Raw genomic sequence first — 14,322 nt, forward strand, 5'->3', positions numbered from 1 at the left:
CTTCTTCCCGTTGATCTTAAGATCCTGGAATACCAGATCTGTCAACTTTTCACCCGGGAAGAAATAAGCAGCAGCATACCCACCAATAGGTTCTTAGTATACCCTACAGTCTGATTAATAAACGGTGGCACTGAGAAATATTATTGTTGCATGTGCTTTTTGGAGAGATGTGATAGAAGAGAATGATACCGGAACTGCCGATTTCCTTGATTAATTCGTAATAGGCTATGCTCATAGAATTGCTCCTTTTTAGGCAGGATACATGTCTGATTTTTGAACTCTTTTATCCTTTGACCATTATTTTCATCCATCGCTTGTACCCGTATTACTCTGTCAATGCTTTGTAAAGTGGGTACACGTTGGCTGAACCGTTCATGGAGAGTAATCCGCAGATGATACTTGCTCTTTCTACTTTGGATAGATTCATGAACTTATTCCAAAGGAATTCCTTTTTGTTTGCATTGCGATATACGTTGGTTCTTAATACTGCTGTTGCCATAATTAAACGCTCCTTTTCATATTTATTAAATGATTTGTTATCCCGTTTACGTGTATTATAATACCGCGTTCAAGCAGCCTAAACTAGAGAGATATTTGACTTGTTTTAAGTCAATATTGACTTTGAGGTCAAATTTTCCGAAACGTTATCTTAGATCCAGCCATCGTCTTCTGTTTTGCCGTACACTTTTCAACAATCTACTTTTCTACATTCAATTCACATTCCTTTCATATTCCCAGATTACCAGTTGTGCATTTCAGACTGCAAGTCGTGCAAAAAACTCCCACTCGATTTCAAAGTATGATAAAGTGTGAACCATAGAAAGCGGGCCGCTTAAAATACAATAAGGCGAGGGAGAAACAACGATGAAATCCAAGAGAATATCACGAATCATCTGCTTTCCGATCATTGCAATTCTAATCATTGCGCTGCTTGTAGTGAACGTCGTGGCAATCGCAAAAGCAGATATGATTAACCAATGGGTAATTGGAACAAGAGTAGAACAGAGTGAAGAGAACACAGAAAAAGCAATCGCACACAGCGAAGAAGTTGCAGAACAGATAGAGGGAGAAGGAATCATTCTCCTTAAGAATGAGGATGACGTGCTTCCTCTGGCTGAAGACACGGATAAAGTCAATGTATTCGGATGGTCTTCTACCCAGTGGGTACAGGGCGGATCTGGGTCCGGACGTGTGGCAGAACTGGAGACAGACCTGTTGGCAGCATTGAAAGAACAGGGAATCAGTTACAATACAGAATTAACGAAGATGTATCAGGAATTCCAGGATGAGAGACCGTATGCCTCTAATACTGTTGGCACTTTGAATAGTTGGGCATCCGAATCCTGTAGATTGTATGAGCCTTCTGTTTCTAATACAGCATACTATTCTGAAGAATTACTTGAGAATGCAAAGGAATATTCAGATACAGCGCTGGTAGTTATCGGAAGATTCGCAGGAGAGAGCAGCGACTGTCCGAAAGTACAGTACAAGATGACAGAGAAGGATGGAGAGATTATAGAAGATGAATCTCGTACCTATCTGGATCTGAGTACAGAGGAAGAAGAACTTCTGACATATGCAGGAGAGAACTTTGATAAAGTAATTGTTGTAGTTAATTCACCGAATGCAATGTCACTTGCAGGTGTTGACCGCATAGCAGGAATTGATGCATGTATGCTGGTGGGTGGTACAGGAAGCAAGGCTGCAACTGCGGTCCCTAAGGTGTTAAAAGGTGAAATCAATCCTTCCGGTAAGACAACAGATACTTATGCCTATAATCTTACGACTTCTTCAACCTATGCCAATTCCGGGGAGACAGGAGTTGTGTTGTATACGAACGGTGACGGATTATATCCGGCAGACGGCGAGACGACCAATGGAAATGTAGGAACCGGTCCGTTGTATGACGGTGTGGCTTACCTGGATTATACCGAAGGAATCTATGTAGGGTACAAATGGTATGAGACAGCAGACACCGAAGGATATTGGGAGAATGTATCCAACGAATATGGAAATGGATATGAAGGAGTCGTACAGTATCCATTTGGATATGGATTATCTTATACAGATTTTGAGTGGGAGATTGTAGATACTGTACCAAAGGCAGGAGAGGCACTTGAGAAAGACTCTAGGATCAGTGTGACCGTACGGGTAACGAACGTTGGAGAGACGGCAGGAAAAGATGTTGTAGAATTATACTATACGCCTCCGTATACCAAAGGGGGAATTGAAAAATCTTCTTCTAATCTGGCGGCATTTGAGAAGACTAAGATGTTAGAGCCGGGCGAGAGTGAAGAACTGGTACTTAGTTTTGATGCAGAAGATATGGCGTCCTATGACTGTTATGATGCTAATGGGAATGGATTCAGTGGATATGAGTTGGAGAACGGTACATATGAAATAAAAGTAATGTCTAATGCACACGAAGTGGCTGATATGAAGGATGCAGTAACGGAATATCAGGTAACAGAAGATATCCGGTATGCGGAAGACAGTGTAACAGGAAGCACGGTAGAGAATCAGTTTACCGGTGAGGATGCGGCAGATGGAGTATCTTTAGACGGAAGTGATTCTGGTGCAGATATTACATACCTGACACGTGCAGACTTTGCAGGTACTTTCCCGGCAGAGGTAAAGGCTGCAAGAGAGATGACAGATAACATCAAAGAACTTAATCTCTACACAAAGGAGATGGCAGATGCCTGGGCAGATCCTGAGGATGAAGAGATTGTGACAGGCGCAAAGAATGAATTAATACTTTATGAAGATGATAAAGTGACAGAATTGGGATTGAAACTTGGTGCGGATTATGATGATGAGCAGTGGGAAGATGTGTTGGATCAGTTAACTGTAGATGAGATGACGAATCTTGTACTGCATGGCTATGTAAAGACGGATAAGGTAGAGTCTGTAGGCAAGAAACTTACCAAAGAAGTAGACGGACCTGCACAGATCGGAAGTTTTAACCAACCGGTAGCAGGAGTTGGTTTTCCGAATGCAACAGTACTTGCTCAGACATGGAATAAGCAGTTGGCTTATGACTTCGGTGTGGCGCTTGCAACAGAGGCAGGAGATTACGGATACTCGGGATGGTATGCACCAGGACTTAACCTGCATCGTTCTGTATTCGGCGGAAGAAATTACGAATATTATTCAGAGGATAGTTACCTTACCGGTGTGATGGGCTCTAAGACAGTGGAAGGATCACTGGATGCCGGAATCTACGTATATGTGAAGCACTATGCGGTATATGACCAGGAGACACTCAGAGACGGGCTATACACATGGCTGACAGAACAGGCATTAAGAGAAATCTACCTGAAGCCATTCAAGATGATCATTCAGGATGGCGGAGCGACTGGTATGATGACAGCTTATAACAGAGTTGGCGCAGTATGGGCAGGCGGAAGCGAAGCACTGATGGATCTTGCACGTGAGGAATGGGGATATCATGGAACTTTCCTGACAGATTACAGTGACCACCATATCTATATGAACATGGATCAGGCACTGCGTGCCGGCGGCGACCTCTGGATGGACGGATGGCTTAATGACGGAACATTCCAGTATGAGACAGAGTCTAACAGTTTCAAGCAGGCGCTTAGAAGAGCGTCAAAGAATGTATTATATATGTGGCTGAATGCAGCATATGAGAATGCATCTTATAATGAGATGGCAGCCACACCGATTGAGAAGCCGGCAATCGTAGACAACTTTAAGTGGTGGATTCCGCTTCTGGCAGTCATTGATATTCTGGCAGTGATCGGATTCACGCTGTGGATTCGCAGACTGTTAAGACCTGCAAAAACGAAGAAATAGATGGAGGATAAAAAGATGGCAAGTAAGGCAGAGATTAAGAATACAGCGAATGCCTGGACCCGGTTTCAGGAAAAGCATCCGGCTGTTGCACAGTTTATTGTATTTTTTATCATCAGTAATGGCGTGACAATCTTACAGATGATCATGATGCCTCTGATTAAATATATATTTGGATTCACCAGTCTTGTTGAAATGAATTTCCAGATTCTTCCGGTAGGACATAACCTGGATGGCAGTGTTTACTATGTGTTCGATTATGCGGCAGGTTCTATGTCTTCCGGCGGTGGCGGCGGACTGGCATATTTCCTGGCTGTGGAGATCACGCTTCTGGCAGCGCAGATTATTAATTTCTTCTTGCAGAGGAATGTGACATTTAAGTCCAGCAGCAGCATAGGAAAAGCAGCATTCTGGTACTTTATTGCATGGGTCATCATCTCTGTAGGTGCGGCAGCGCTCCAGGGACTTTACAAGGCTCCAATCTATGCATGGTTTATGGATGTGATGGGCAAAGGTGTAGGAATGACGATTGCGGATATTGTTACGATGCTGATTAACTGTATTATATCTTTCTGGGTATTTTTCCCAATCATGAAAGTGATATTTAAAGAAAAATAGGTGAGCGAGATGAAACATGCAGATATCATTAATAAAATGACGTTAGAAGAGAAGGCGGCGATTCTAAGCGGGGCATCCGAATGGGAGACGAGGGAGGTCAAACGACTCTCCCTTCCATCCATCTTCTTCTCAGATGGACCGCACGGTCTGCGTAAGCAGGAGGGCGAAGGAGATCATCTGGGGTTAAATGCCTCCGTACCGGCCACTTGTTTTCCGACTGCGGCAGCCATTGCCAATAGTTGGGATGAGGGATTAGGAGAAGAAATCGGACAGGCATTGGGAGAAGAAGCCGGAGCACTTGGAGTCAATGTACTCTTAGGACCAGGGCTGAATATTAAGAGAAGTCCACTCTGTGGAAGGAACTTTGAGTACTTTTCAGAGGATCCATACCTGGCAGGGAAAATGGCGGCTTCTTATGTAAGGGGAATCCAGAGTAAGGGTGTGTATGCCTGCCCAAAGCATTTTGCAGTGAACAGTCAGGAACTGCGACGTATGGCGATGAATTCTGTGCTGGATGAACGGACGCTTCGGGAAATCTATCTGACAGGATTCGAGATTGCAGTAAAAGAAGGCAATGCGAAGGCGATTATGACCAGTTATAATGAGGTAAACGGAGTCTATGCCAATGAAAACGAGCATCTTTTGAAGGAAATCCTGCGTGATGAGTGGGGATTTGACGGAATCGTAGTGACAGACTGGGGAGCATCTAATGACCACGTAAAAGGAGTTGCATGCCGGTCCAACATCGAGATGCCGGCTCCGGGATTGGATTCTGCGAGAGAGATTCTTAAGGCGATAGAAGATGGGACACTGTCAATGGAGGAACTGGACACTTGTGTGGATGATCTGGTAGATGCGATATTGGTGTTAAGTCAAATGGCAGAAGGAAGATCGAAGCATTTTGATGAACTTGGCCATCATCACCTTGCAAGAAAAGCAGCGCAGGAAAGCACAGTACTTCTTAAGAATAACGAATGTATTCTGCCATTAAAATCAAAGTGCAAGGTGGCTGTTATCGGTGATTTTGCATTCGATCCAAGATATCAGGGAGCAGGGTCTTCTATGGTGAATCCAACCAGTCTCGAGACAATCGTGAAAATGAAAGAGATGGGTGATTATGATCTTCAGATTGTAGGAGAAGCAAGAGGATATTCAAGAACCGGCGAAGAGGATGCGGCTTTGAAGAAGGGGGCATTGGATGTGGCGGCAGCAGCGGATGTTATCCTGTATTTCTTTGGGCTGGATGAATTGAGTGAATCAGAGGGAATGGACAGGAACCATATGCGGATTCCGCAGAATCAGATTGATCTTCTTGAGGCTATCGCTCAGGTCAATGATAATATCGTAGGCATTCTGAGTGCCGGGGCTTCCGTAGAGATGCCATGGCAGTACTGCTGTAAAGCAATCCTTCATGGATATCTGAATGGACAGGCAGGAGCAGGTGCCATATTAGATATTCTGACGGGAAAAGTGAATCCTTCCGGAAGACTTAATGAGACTTATCCAATCCGTTACGAAGATACACCGGCATTTCGTAATTTCCCAAGCATGGAACGTAATGCAGAATATCGGGAAGGTATCTATGTTGGGTACCGGTATTATGATACCAGTCAGGTGCGGGTGCAGTATCCGTTTGGATATGGTTTGTCTTATACAGAGTTTGAATACGCGGATCTTAAGGTGGATAATCAGGGTGTGACGTGTACCTTGACGAATACAGGAATATATGATGGAGCAGAAGTTGTCCAGTTATATGTAGGAATGAAAGATGGCAAGGTCTTCCGCCCGGTCAAAGAACTGAAAGGATTCGCCAAAGTATTTTTAAAAACAGGCGAGAGTCGTGAGGTAAGGATTGTATTCGATGACAAGACCTTCCGTTACTGGAATGTGAAGACTAACCAGTGGGAAGTTGAAGGCGGTAGTTATCAGATTATGATTGGCGCCAGTGTGGCAGATATCCGGCTTCAGGGAAGCATAGAAGTAGAAGGAACAACTGACGAATATCCGTACGAGAAAGAGCAGATGCCATCTTACTACTCTGGCTTGGTACAGCAGGTGGAGAATCAGGAATTCGAGACTCTGCTTGGTCATTCGATTCCTTACGGGAAATGGTCAGGAGACCTGGGACCGAATGATGCGGTCTGCCAGATGTATTATGCGAAAAGTGGATTGGCAAGGTTCATTTATAAACGTCTTGCTATTATGAAGAAAAAGAGTGAAGAGAAGGGCAAGCCGGATCTGAATATCTTATTTATCTATAATATGCCATTCAGGGGAATTGCCAAGATGACAGAAGGGGCAGTGAGTATGCGTATGGTGGATGGGATGGTAGAAGTGGTGAATGGACATTTCCTGAGAGGAATAAAGAAGATTATCGGGGGCTTCTTCTCCAACCGAAAAGCGAATCAGGAATACGAGAAGCGACTGAAATCGTGCTAGAAACTGACTGGAAACAGATGCTCCGGCAAAAGACAAAAGTTCATCTGTCTGATGCCGGAGTATCTGTTATTTTATTGGAATAAGCACTTTTAATGTAAACCAGTGATCCTTCGCCTGGATTGTCATAGACCCACCATATTTTTCAGCAACCTGGCGGATACTCTTGAGTCCGTATCCGTGGCAGAAAGCATCCTTTTTGGTGGTGGAGGGCAGTTTCCCCGGCTGAAGAGTCAGAGAGGTTTCGGTGTAGTTCTCACACTGGATCATCAGCAGTTGGTTCTTCTGATACATGGAAAGTGTAATCAGCCTTTTATCGGATTCTTCGAACTGGGATACGCATTCAATGGCATTGTCTAGTGCATTCCCGAAGATGGAGCAGATATCTTTAACATGCATAAATGAGATCAGTTGTCCGTCTGCCATGCAGGTAAAGCGGATATTGTTCTGGGCACAGTAGATACTCTTGGTTGTCAGCACCACATCCAGAACGCTGTTATTTGTATTGGCAAATGCTTCCTGAGTCCGAATGGCTTCCTCCATTTCCATAAGATACTGCTCCTTTTTCTGGGGATTTTCTTCCGCACGGATTGCAATCATATAATGCTTCAGATCATGGAATTCCTTGCGCAGGAGTTCGGTATTGTCAATGGAGAGTCGGTATTGTTCGTACTGATGCTGGAGCACGAGGTTCATGGCACGGTTTTCATTCTGCATCCGCAATTCTGACCGGAGAGCCTGGAGCGAGAAGAGAACCACAAGTCCGCCAAAATCAACCAATGTCCGTATATAGAGAATAGAACCTGATATGCCGGAAAAAGGTGTGTTTGGCGAGATAAAACTAAGGTTGCTGATTGCAAAAGCACTGAGAGCAATCAGAATGCAGCTTATGAGTTCGCGAGTACTGATTTCCATTGGTTCATCATCGGGAATGGACTTTCGTGCCATCAGGTAATATATCACATCAATCAATATATAGGTGAGCAGCATAGTGACAACGGAGATGGCCTTATTCTCCGTATGAAAATACGAGACACACCACACATAGACCTGCCAGTGAATTGATGCGGTGAATTCGGCAAGAACAAAGGCATGTGCGCAGCAGAATCCCACATCTTTCCAGTTGACATTACAGGTTAGCAGAAGGAATCCATACATCAGAAGAATTGCACAGGTCATGCCGGGAATCCATAAGAAGAGCGGCAATGTGCCGGCAAATCCATGATATAGGATGAATACGATGAGAGCGCCCAGGATGGTGGCTCTGCGTTTCCATCCAGTGATTCTGGGCGGTAGTATGAGAACGGAGAGCAGACAGGCACCCCATTCTGCCAGTGCCGTATAAAAACGAGGGATATCCATGATGATTGTAGTTTCCATTACTGAGTACCTCCGATATAGTTGGTCAGGGCATCCATGAAGACACTCTTCTTTGCTCGGCTTATGGGAAGTTCTTGACCGTTGGAGAGAAGGACGTTATTCTTTATAATCCCGGTCACGTGATGCAAATTAATTAAGTAAGCGTTGTGACATTTACAGAATCCTTTAGAAGAAAGTTCCGTCTCTGTTTTTTTCATGGGTCCGGCTGTAAGAAAGTCTCCTTTTCCGCTGTGCACCATAATATAGTGTCGTTGACTTTCAATATAATAGATATTAGAGGTATCCAGTCTTAAGAATCCGCCGTCTACTTCAATATTAAGATAATTCTTCGTCTGTTTGGCGAGCACGTAAGCAATTGCCTTTTTAAGTATCTGTGAAAATGCGAGATAGGTAACGGGCTTTACAACATAGCCCAGTGCATTGACAAGATATCCCTGGACAGCGAATTCTACAGTAGAAGTTATGAAGATAAATGCCACGTCTTCGTCCAGTTGACGGATCGTTTCCGCAGTCTTCATTCCGTCCAGATGCTTTAACTGGATGTCCATAAGAATGATATCATACTGGGCAGTATAGTCTGTAAGAATATCAAGACCATCATAAAACGCTTGAATCTGGAAAGAGACAGAATAATCTTCTTCATATTTTTTCAGATACTTTTCCAGAGTCTGTACATAAGACTTTTCGTCCTCTACGATTGCGATTCGAATCATGGTACGTCTCCTTTCTTAATGTGGGGACAGAACAGGCACCTGTATCTCAGAATGTCTGCTGTCAAAGTGAAGTTTGTCCAGTATCATATTGGAAATCAGAAGATCTGTTTCTTCTGCCAGAGTAAAATGCTTATCCAGCACTTCCAAAATATCTGTTTCCGGTGTCAGTTTGACTTGTATGCAGGTATAAGTGCACTCTGGAAGACGGATGATCTGTCGGTTATCCTTATCCGGGTGAAGAACCTGAAAGTAAAAAGCGTATGAAATACTATCTTTTCCGTAGTGGATTAAGATTCCGGCAGGGAATACCGGGGACAGTGCATGTTCCTGTGCATGATGGAATAATTGTATGGCCGTCTTTTCTTTTTGCATGATGTCATTCCAGTTTCCACAGAATGGTTCAACGATCAGATAGCGCTCTGGTATCCTGCGCTCATAGATTCCTGTCTGGTCGTGATAGTGCTTATTGACTTCCATGGTGCTTAAGTTGAACTTTGTAAGTTCAAGACCAATCTGCATATCTGCAATCTTTTGTTCCAGAAGTCTCTTTCCATCCTCAAGAATCTTCCGTTCGTTCATGTTGCCCTGGCTGTCCGTGTAGGTGTCCAGTTCTTTTAATGGAATTCCAAGATGGATACACAGAATAATCGTATCCAGAAGCCCTAACTGTTCGGGAAGATAATAGCGATATCCGGTTCTTGGGTCTGTCTTGGCCGGGGTTAAGATTCCCAGTTTTTCATAATAACGTAGGGAATTAACATTGATATTTCTTAATTTGGCGAATTCATTAATCTTAAGGTATTGGCTCATATGTCAAGAACCTCCTGAAATAAGGTATTTTATGCCATGCTTGACCTTATTATTATAACAAGGTTTAAGATAAATGTAAATCTATGTGAAGGAAATGTTGGTGAATTAATATGAATATAAAAACCCGTGAGCAAGAGATGTGGAATGAGATATATGCAGGTGCAAGCCGGTAGATCTTTTTGGATGTGGTATCGGAGATATTCTCTTTCAATATGCGCAGTATAACAAGATTATCTTAGTATAGAAAAAATTCAATAACACTTGACTCTGTTATAATAATAAGGTTTAAGATTGATTTGTGATAAAAAAGACTAAATAAAATAGTACATAAAGGTGGTGTAAGTATGGATCCAAGCGCAAAAATCAAATTACTTGAAGTAAGGCTGAATACTGTTATTGCCAGAGGAAAGGATAACCAAGGTATATGCAGAAGGATACAGCGTGAGATCAGAAATCTTAAAAAACAATTATAATTTGCTGCGCTATCTGGCGGTTAGGAAGGAATCTATGGTCTTTTGATACTGTTCAGATAGTGCAGTTTTTTGATATTAAGAATTGATACTTATCTATTGGAAAAAAGTATTAAAAAATTAGCACTCGACTCTTGACAGTGCTAATTACATGTGTTATAGTACAAATATAACAGATGAAAGGAGAAATGTTTTATGTTGATGCATAGTATTTTTGGAGAGAATTTATTTGATGATTTGATGGATTTTTCATTCCCGAGAACAAGCAGAGTTATGCACGGGAGTAACACTCAGAATGTGATGAGAACAGATGTGAAAGAGACAGACCAGGGATATGAGATTGATATTGATCTGCCAGGATTTAAGAAGGAAGATGTCAAAGTACAATTGAAAGATGGATATCTGGGTATCCAGGCAGTACAGAATGTGAACAATGATCAGAAAGATTCTGATGGAAAATATATCAGAAGAGAGCGTTACTCAGGTTCCGTAAGCAGAAGTTTCTACGTAGGAGATAAAGTAAAAGAAGAAGATGTCCATGCGAAGTTCGAGGACGGAATCTTAAAATTAAGCTTGCCGAAAGAGGAAGCGCGCAGAGTGGAACAGAATAATTACATCGCTATTGAAGGCTGATATTTTACTTAAGGCATTCGGATTACGGGATGCCTGCTGCAGGAGTGTAAGATACACTCCTGCGTCCTCCGAAAACCAGGGGCTATTGTACAGACGGTTAAGACCAGAAGTACAAGGCCCCCTTATTTAATTGAAAAAGATAATTGGTTTACAGATAGAAGATTTTAAAAAGGCAAGGTGGAAGAAGATGAAGATCAGACCATTAGGAGACAGAGTAGTATTGCAGCATAAAGAAGCGGAAGAGACAACAAGATCAGGGATTATCCTTCCTGACAGTGCGAAGGAAAAACCACAGGAAGCAGTTGTAATAGCGGTAGGGTCTGGGAAATATGTCGATGGAAAGACCGTTCCGGCATCTGTGAAAGAAGGAGATAGAGTGATCTGTTCCAAGTATGCAGGTACAGAACTTAAGATTGATGAGGAAGAATTCATAATCGTGTCTGAAGATGACATTATAGCAAAAGTAGAATAGATAAGAAAGAAGGATGAAAGTTATGGCAAAGGCTATTAGTTACGATGTAGATGTGAGAAAAAAGATGGAGACAGGTGTGAATAAACTTGCGAATACGGTTAAGATCACACTGGGACCAAAAGGCAGGAATGTAGTCTTGGATAAGTCATATGGCGCTCCGCTGATTACGAATGATGGTGTGACAATTGCCAAGGAGATTGAGTTGGAAGACCGCTATGAGAATATGGGAGCACAGCTTGTAAAAGAAGCTGCCACAAAGACCAACGATGTTGCCGGAGATGGGACGACAACAGCGACGGTTCTTACACAGGCAATGGTCAGCGAAGGAATGAAGAATATTGCCGCCGGGGCGAATCCGATGGTCATCAGAAGAGGAATGAAAAAAGCGGCAGATGCCGTACAGGAATCCATGATCGGAATGAGTCGTCCGGTAACCGGCAAAGATCATATCGCAAGAGTAGCCGCCGTCTCTTCAGGAAACGATGAAGTGGGTCAGATGATCGCAGATGCTATGGAGAAGGTCGGAGAGAATGGCGTGATCACTATTGAGGAATCCAAGACTATGAATACGGAGATTGAAGTGGTAGAAGGAATGCAGTTCGACAAAGGCTATCTCTCCGGATATATGTGCAATGATAAAGAGAAGATGACAGCGAATATGGAGAAGCCATATATCCTGATCACGGATAAAAAGATATCTAATATTAAGGAGATTCTTCCATTATTGGAGCAGATTATGCAGGCAGGAAGTCGTCTGCTTATTATTGCTGACGATGTGGAAGGAGAAGCGCTTACAACACTGATTGTAAATAAGTTAAGAGGAACGCTGGATGTTGTTGCAGTCAAAGCACCGGGGTATGGAGACAACCGGAAAGCCATGCTGGAAGATATCGCTGTTCTGACAGGCGGCCGGGCAGTATTAGATGATCTGGGAATGCAGTTGAAAGATGTGACTATGGATATGCTGGGAAGTGCAGAAGCCGTAAGAGTGACCAAAGATGATACGGTTATCATCGGTGGTCAGGGGAAAGGCGAAGAGATTACAAAGCGTATAGAAAGTATCCGCAGACGGGCAGCAGAGACGACTTCTGATCTTGATAAAGAAAAATTAGTAGAACGTGTGGCGAAACTTAGCGGCGGCGTGGCAGTCATCAAGATTGGCGCTGCTACAGAGACTGAGATGAAAGAAGCAAAATATCGTCTTGAAGATGCACTGAATGCAACAAGAGCAGCCGTGGAAGAGGGAGTGATTGCCGGCGGCGGATGTGCATATATACATGCGCAGAAGGATCTGGCAGAAGTGATTACTGCTTTGGATGGAGATGAGAAGACAGGTGCACAGATCGTAGAGAAGGCTTTGGAAGCACCGCTTCGTGCAATTGTAGAGAATGCCGGCCTGGAAGGTTCTGTTATTGTGAACAAGGTGAAAGAATCTGAGGCTGGCATAGGATTCGATGTGGCTGCCGAAACATATGCGGACATGGTTGAGATTGGTGTGATCGATCCTGTAAAGGTTACGAGAAGCGCGCTGAGTAATGCGGTCAGTGTAGCATCTACACTTCTTACGACGGAAGCCGCGATTGCAGATATCAAAGAAGCAGCATCCGCCGCAGCAGCGGAAAACCCGGATATGTACTAGAATGTTGTGATATGAAGGGGGACGGTTCAAGGGCTGCCCCTCCTTTTTATGTAGAAGGAGAAGTGATTGAAACGCAGAAACTGGTGGATGAAGGAAAACATAGAGGATTGGTGGTAATAAGCCTTATCGTACTTCTTCTGACAATGGTAAGTTACGCTTTCATGGAGAAAGCAATACATCTTCTGAGTGCAGGGTTCCTTCTGGGGCTTGGATATGGAATATTGCAGCCATTGTTCCAGGCATTTGTGACGGGGACGACTCCGGCACCGCAGCGTGGAACTGCCAATGCAACTTATCTGTTGTCTTATGATATTGGAATCGGAATCGGTTCATTTGTAATGGGAATGTTCCAGGAGAGTATCGGTCTGTCGATGGGATTCGCAGTGACAGCGGTGGCTTACGTGATTGGAGGGATTATCTATGCTGTTTACGTAGACCGGTATTATGAGAAATTATCACGGAATATATGATTTTAAGGGAATGTAGAGTGAAAATCAGGAGGTACATACATATTTGGGTGGTATGGCGGCAGCATTGAGATGAATGGTCCGTGGTTTGATAATTTCCATAAGGAATTCCCGAATCTTCCGGTTGGTGTGAGTGAATATGGATGTGAAGCGCTTAACTGGCACATATCTGATCCGAAAGCAGGAGATTATACTGAAGGAGTTTGAGGCTGCCGGAAGTTGAACTGTTTGTAAATGGAAAAAGTCTGGAAAAACAAGAAAGTAAAGATCATTTCTTTTATTTCCAGGTACCTAATAAAGGTGAAACAATATTAGTTGCTGTTGCGGGCAAATGCAGAGACGGAAGTTATATCCGTAAGGTGGAGAAGTTCAATGAAGCGTATCGCCTGAAAGAAGAAGGGGCTGTTCTGAACTGGTTTGACATTACAGAGCCAGAAGGATATTTCTCTTTGAACGATAAGGTAGAAGATATTGTTAGTACGGAAGAAGGAAAAGAAAAATTCCTGAATCTGATCGGAAACATCTTAAGCCGCAGACCGCAGCCGGAAGAAAGTGAAGGTGGAACCGGACCGGTATTCAATGATAATATGCTCAGGATGCTGGGCGGTTTTACAGTACTGCGTATGATAGGAATGATGGGAACGGCTAGTCTTGAACCAATGACAAAAGAAGAAATGTTGGAAATGAATGAGGCACTGAATAAGATTACATTTCATACAGAACGGGAGATGTAGTTGAGTATAGTGTGGATTTATTGGTGAAAATATTTAAAAATAAAACGCTTATTTGTGAAATTATGCAGATGGACAAATAAGAGTTTTATTTATGTCTGGAACAAAGAATTGAATTTTGTCTTGCTTCTTAAACT

Annotated in this window: 13 protein-coding genes; 9 read left to right on the forward strand and 4 right to left on the reverse strand. The window is 43.2% G+C overall.

The annotated features are described in order from the left end of the window. Positions 1 to 325: 325 nt before the first annotated feature. Positions 326 to 499: a hypothetical protein gene (locus ACQRBN_RS16775; protein ID WP_427740224.1), complete on the reverse strand. Its 174-nt coding sequence runs from the start codon at positions 497 to 499 to the stop codon at positions 326 to 328. A 365-nt stretch (positions 500 to 864) separates the two neighbouring features. Here ACQRBN_RS16775 and ACQRBN_RS16780 point away from each other — a divergent pair, with 365 nt between their 5' ends. Genes ACQRBN_RS16780 through ACQRBN_RS16790 form a run of 3 tightly spaced genes read left to right on the forward strand, consistent with a single transcriptional unit; the run spans position 865 to position 6,873 of the window. Beyond that, positions 865 to 3,819: a glycoside hydrolase family 3 N-terminal domain-containing protein gene (locus tag ACQRBN_RS16780; protein ID WP_427740226.1), complete on the forward strand. Its 2,955-nt coding sequence runs from the start codon at positions 865 to 867 to the stop codon at positions 3,817 to 3,819. Between the two features lie 15 nt (positions 3,820 to 3,834). Further along, positions 3,835 to 4,434 carry a hypothetical protein gene (locus ACQRBN_RS16785; protein WP_427740227.1) on the forward strand — a complete coding sequence of 200 codons (600 nt, stop codon included), beginning with the start codon at positions 3,835 to 3,837 and terminating at the stop codon, positions 4,432 to 4,434. 9 nt (positions 4,435 to 4,443) lie between these two features. Further along, positions 4,444 to 6,873, forward strand: a complete 2,430-nt coding sequence (locus ACQRBN_RS16790; protein WP_427740228.1) for a glycoside hydrolase family 3 C-terminal domain-containing protein — start codon at positions 4,444 to 4,446, stop codon at positions 6,871 to 6,873. Positions 6,874 to 6,939: 66 nt separating this feature from the next. Here ACQRBN_RS16790 and ACQRBN_RS16795 read toward each other — a convergent pair whose 3' ends face one another. From ACQRBN_RS16795 to ACQRBN_RS16805, 3 genes are read right to left on the reverse strand one after another with little or no spacing between them, the layout of a single operon-like run. Then, positions 6,940 to 8,250, reverse strand: a complete 1,311-nt coding sequence (locus ACQRBN_RS16795; RefSeq protein ID WP_427740229.1) for an ATP-binding protein — start codon at positions 8,248 to 8,250, stop codon at positions 6,940 to 6,942. Continuing rightward, positions 8,250 to 8,963, reverse strand: a complete 714-nt coding sequence (locus ACQRBN_RS16800; RefSeq protein ID WP_427740230.1) for a LytR/AlgR family response regulator transcription factor — start codon at positions 8,961 to 8,963, stop codon at positions 8,250 to 8,252. Before ACQRBN_RS16800 ends, ACQRBN_RS16795 begins: the two co-directional genes overlap by 1 nt. Before the next feature lie 15 nt (positions 8,964 to 8,978). Continuing rightward, the gene (locus ACQRBN_RS16805; RefSeq protein ID WP_427740232.1) at positions 8,979 to 9,773 is read right to left on the reverse strand and encodes a MerR family transcriptional regulator; all 795 of its coding nucleotides are present in this window, start codon (positions 9,771 to 9,773) and stop codon (positions 8,979 to 8,981) included. Positions 9,774 to 10,438: 665 nt separating this feature from the next. Between ACQRBN_RS16805 and ACQRBN_RS16810 the strand changes: the two genes are divergently transcribed. The 6 genes from ACQRBN_RS16810 to ACQRBN_RS16835 all read left to right on the forward strand — a co-directional run bounded on the left by ACQRBN_RS16810 (position 10,439) and on the right by ACQRBN_RS16835 (position 14,188). Further along, entirely contained in the window at positions 10,439 to 10,876 is a 438-nt protein-coding gene (locus ACQRBN_RS16810; RefSeq protein ID WP_427740235.1) for an Hsp20/alpha crystallin family protein, read from the forward strand. A gap of 187 nt (positions 10,877 to 11,063) precedes the next feature. Further along, positions 11,064 to 11,348, forward strand: a complete 285-nt coding sequence (locus ACQRBN_RS16815; RefSeq protein ID WP_427740236.1) for a co-chaperone GroES — start codon at positions 11,064 to 11,066, stop codon at positions 11,346 to 11,348. Positions 11,349 to 11,370: 22 nt separating this feature from the next. Beyond that, positions 11,371 to 12,987 carry a chaperonin GroEL gene (gene groL, locus ACQRBN_RS16820; RefSeq protein ID WP_427740237.1) on the forward strand — a complete coding sequence of 539 codons (1,617 nt, stop codon included), beginning with the start codon at positions 11,371 to 11,373 and terminating at the stop codon, positions 12,985 to 12,987. An 11-nt stretch (positions 12,988 to 12,998) separates the two neighbouring features. After that, the gene (locus tag ACQRBN_RS16825; RefSeq protein ID WP_427740238.1) at positions 12,999 to 13,457 is read left to right on the forward strand and encodes an MFS transporter; all 459 of its coding nucleotides are present in this window, start codon (positions 12,999 to 13,001) and stop codon (positions 13,455 to 13,457) included. Positions 13,458 to 13,526: 69 nt separating this feature from the next. Next, positions 13,527 to 13,661: a hypothetical protein gene (locus ACQRBN_RS16830; RefSeq protein WP_427740239.1), complete on the forward strand. Its 135-nt coding sequence runs from the start codon at positions 13,527 to 13,529 to the stop codon at positions 13,659 to 13,661. Further along, positions 13,658 to 14,188 carry a DUF4982 domain-containing protein gene (locus tag ACQRBN_RS16835; RefSeq protein WP_427740240.1) on the forward strand — a complete coding sequence of 177 codons (531 nt, stop codon included), beginning with the start codon at positions 13,658 to 13,660 and terminating at the stop codon, positions 14,186 to 14,188. Before ACQRBN_RS16830 ends, ACQRBN_RS16835 begins: the two co-directional genes overlap by 4 nt. Positions 14,189 to 14,322 lie beyond the last annotated feature (134 nt).

Origin of the sequence: Bariatricus sp. SGI.154 (assembly GCF_050313795.1) — a bacterium.
Lineage (GTDB): Bacteria > Bacillota > Clostridia > Lachnospirales > Lachnospiraceae > CAMBRQ01.

Excerpts from the sequence above, each read along its gene's own strand:
- ACQRBN_RS16805 (WP_427740232.1), bottom strand. The coding sequence starts at position 9,773 with ATGAGCCAATACCTTAAGATTAATGAATTCGCCAAATTAAGAAATATC.
- ACQRBN_RS16800 (WP_427740230.1), bottom strand. The coding sequence starts at position 8,963 with ATGATTCGAATCGCAATCGTAGAGGACGAAAAGTCTTATGTACAGACT.
- ACQRBN_RS16775 (WP_427740224.1), bottom strand. The coding sequence starts at position 499 with ATGGCAACAGCAGTATTAAGAACCAACGTATATCGCAATGCAAACAAA.
- ACQRBN_RS16780 (WP_427740226.1), top strand. The coding sequence starts at position 865 with ATGAAATCCAAGAGAATATCACGAATCATCTGCTTTCCGATCATTGCA.
- groL (WP_427740237.1), top strand. The coding sequence starts at position 11,371 with ATGGCAAAGGCTATTAGTTACGATGTAGATGTGAGAAAAAAGATGGAG.
- ACQRBN_RS16830 (WP_427740239.1), top strand. The coding sequence starts at position 13,527 with ATGAATGGTCCGTGGTTTGATAATTTCCATAAGGAATTCCCGAATCTT.
- ACQRBN_RS16815 (WP_427740236.1), top strand. The coding sequence starts at position 11,064 with ATGAAGATCAGACCATTAGGAGACAGAGTAGTATTGCAGCATAAAGAA.
- ACQRBN_RS16825 (WP_427740238.1), top strand. The coding sequence starts at position 12,999 with ATGAAGGGGGACGGTTCAAGGGCTGCCCCTCCTTTTTATGTAGAAGGA.
- ACQRBN_RS16795 (WP_427740229.1), bottom strand. The coding sequence starts at position 8,250 with ATGGAAACTACAATCATCATGGATATCCCTCGTTTTTATACGGCACTG.
- ACQRBN_RS16790 (WP_427740228.1), top strand. The coding sequence starts at position 4,444 with ATGAAACATGCAGATATCATTAATAAAATGACGTTAGAAGAGAAGGCG.
- ACQRBN_RS16785 (WP_427740227.1), top strand. The coding sequence starts at position 3,835 with ATGGCAAGTAAGGCAGAGATTAAGAATACAGCGAATGCCTGGACCCGG.
- ACQRBN_RS16810 (WP_427740235.1), top strand. The coding sequence starts at position 10,439 with ATGTTGATGCATAGTATTTTTGGAGAGAATTTATTTGATGATTTGATG.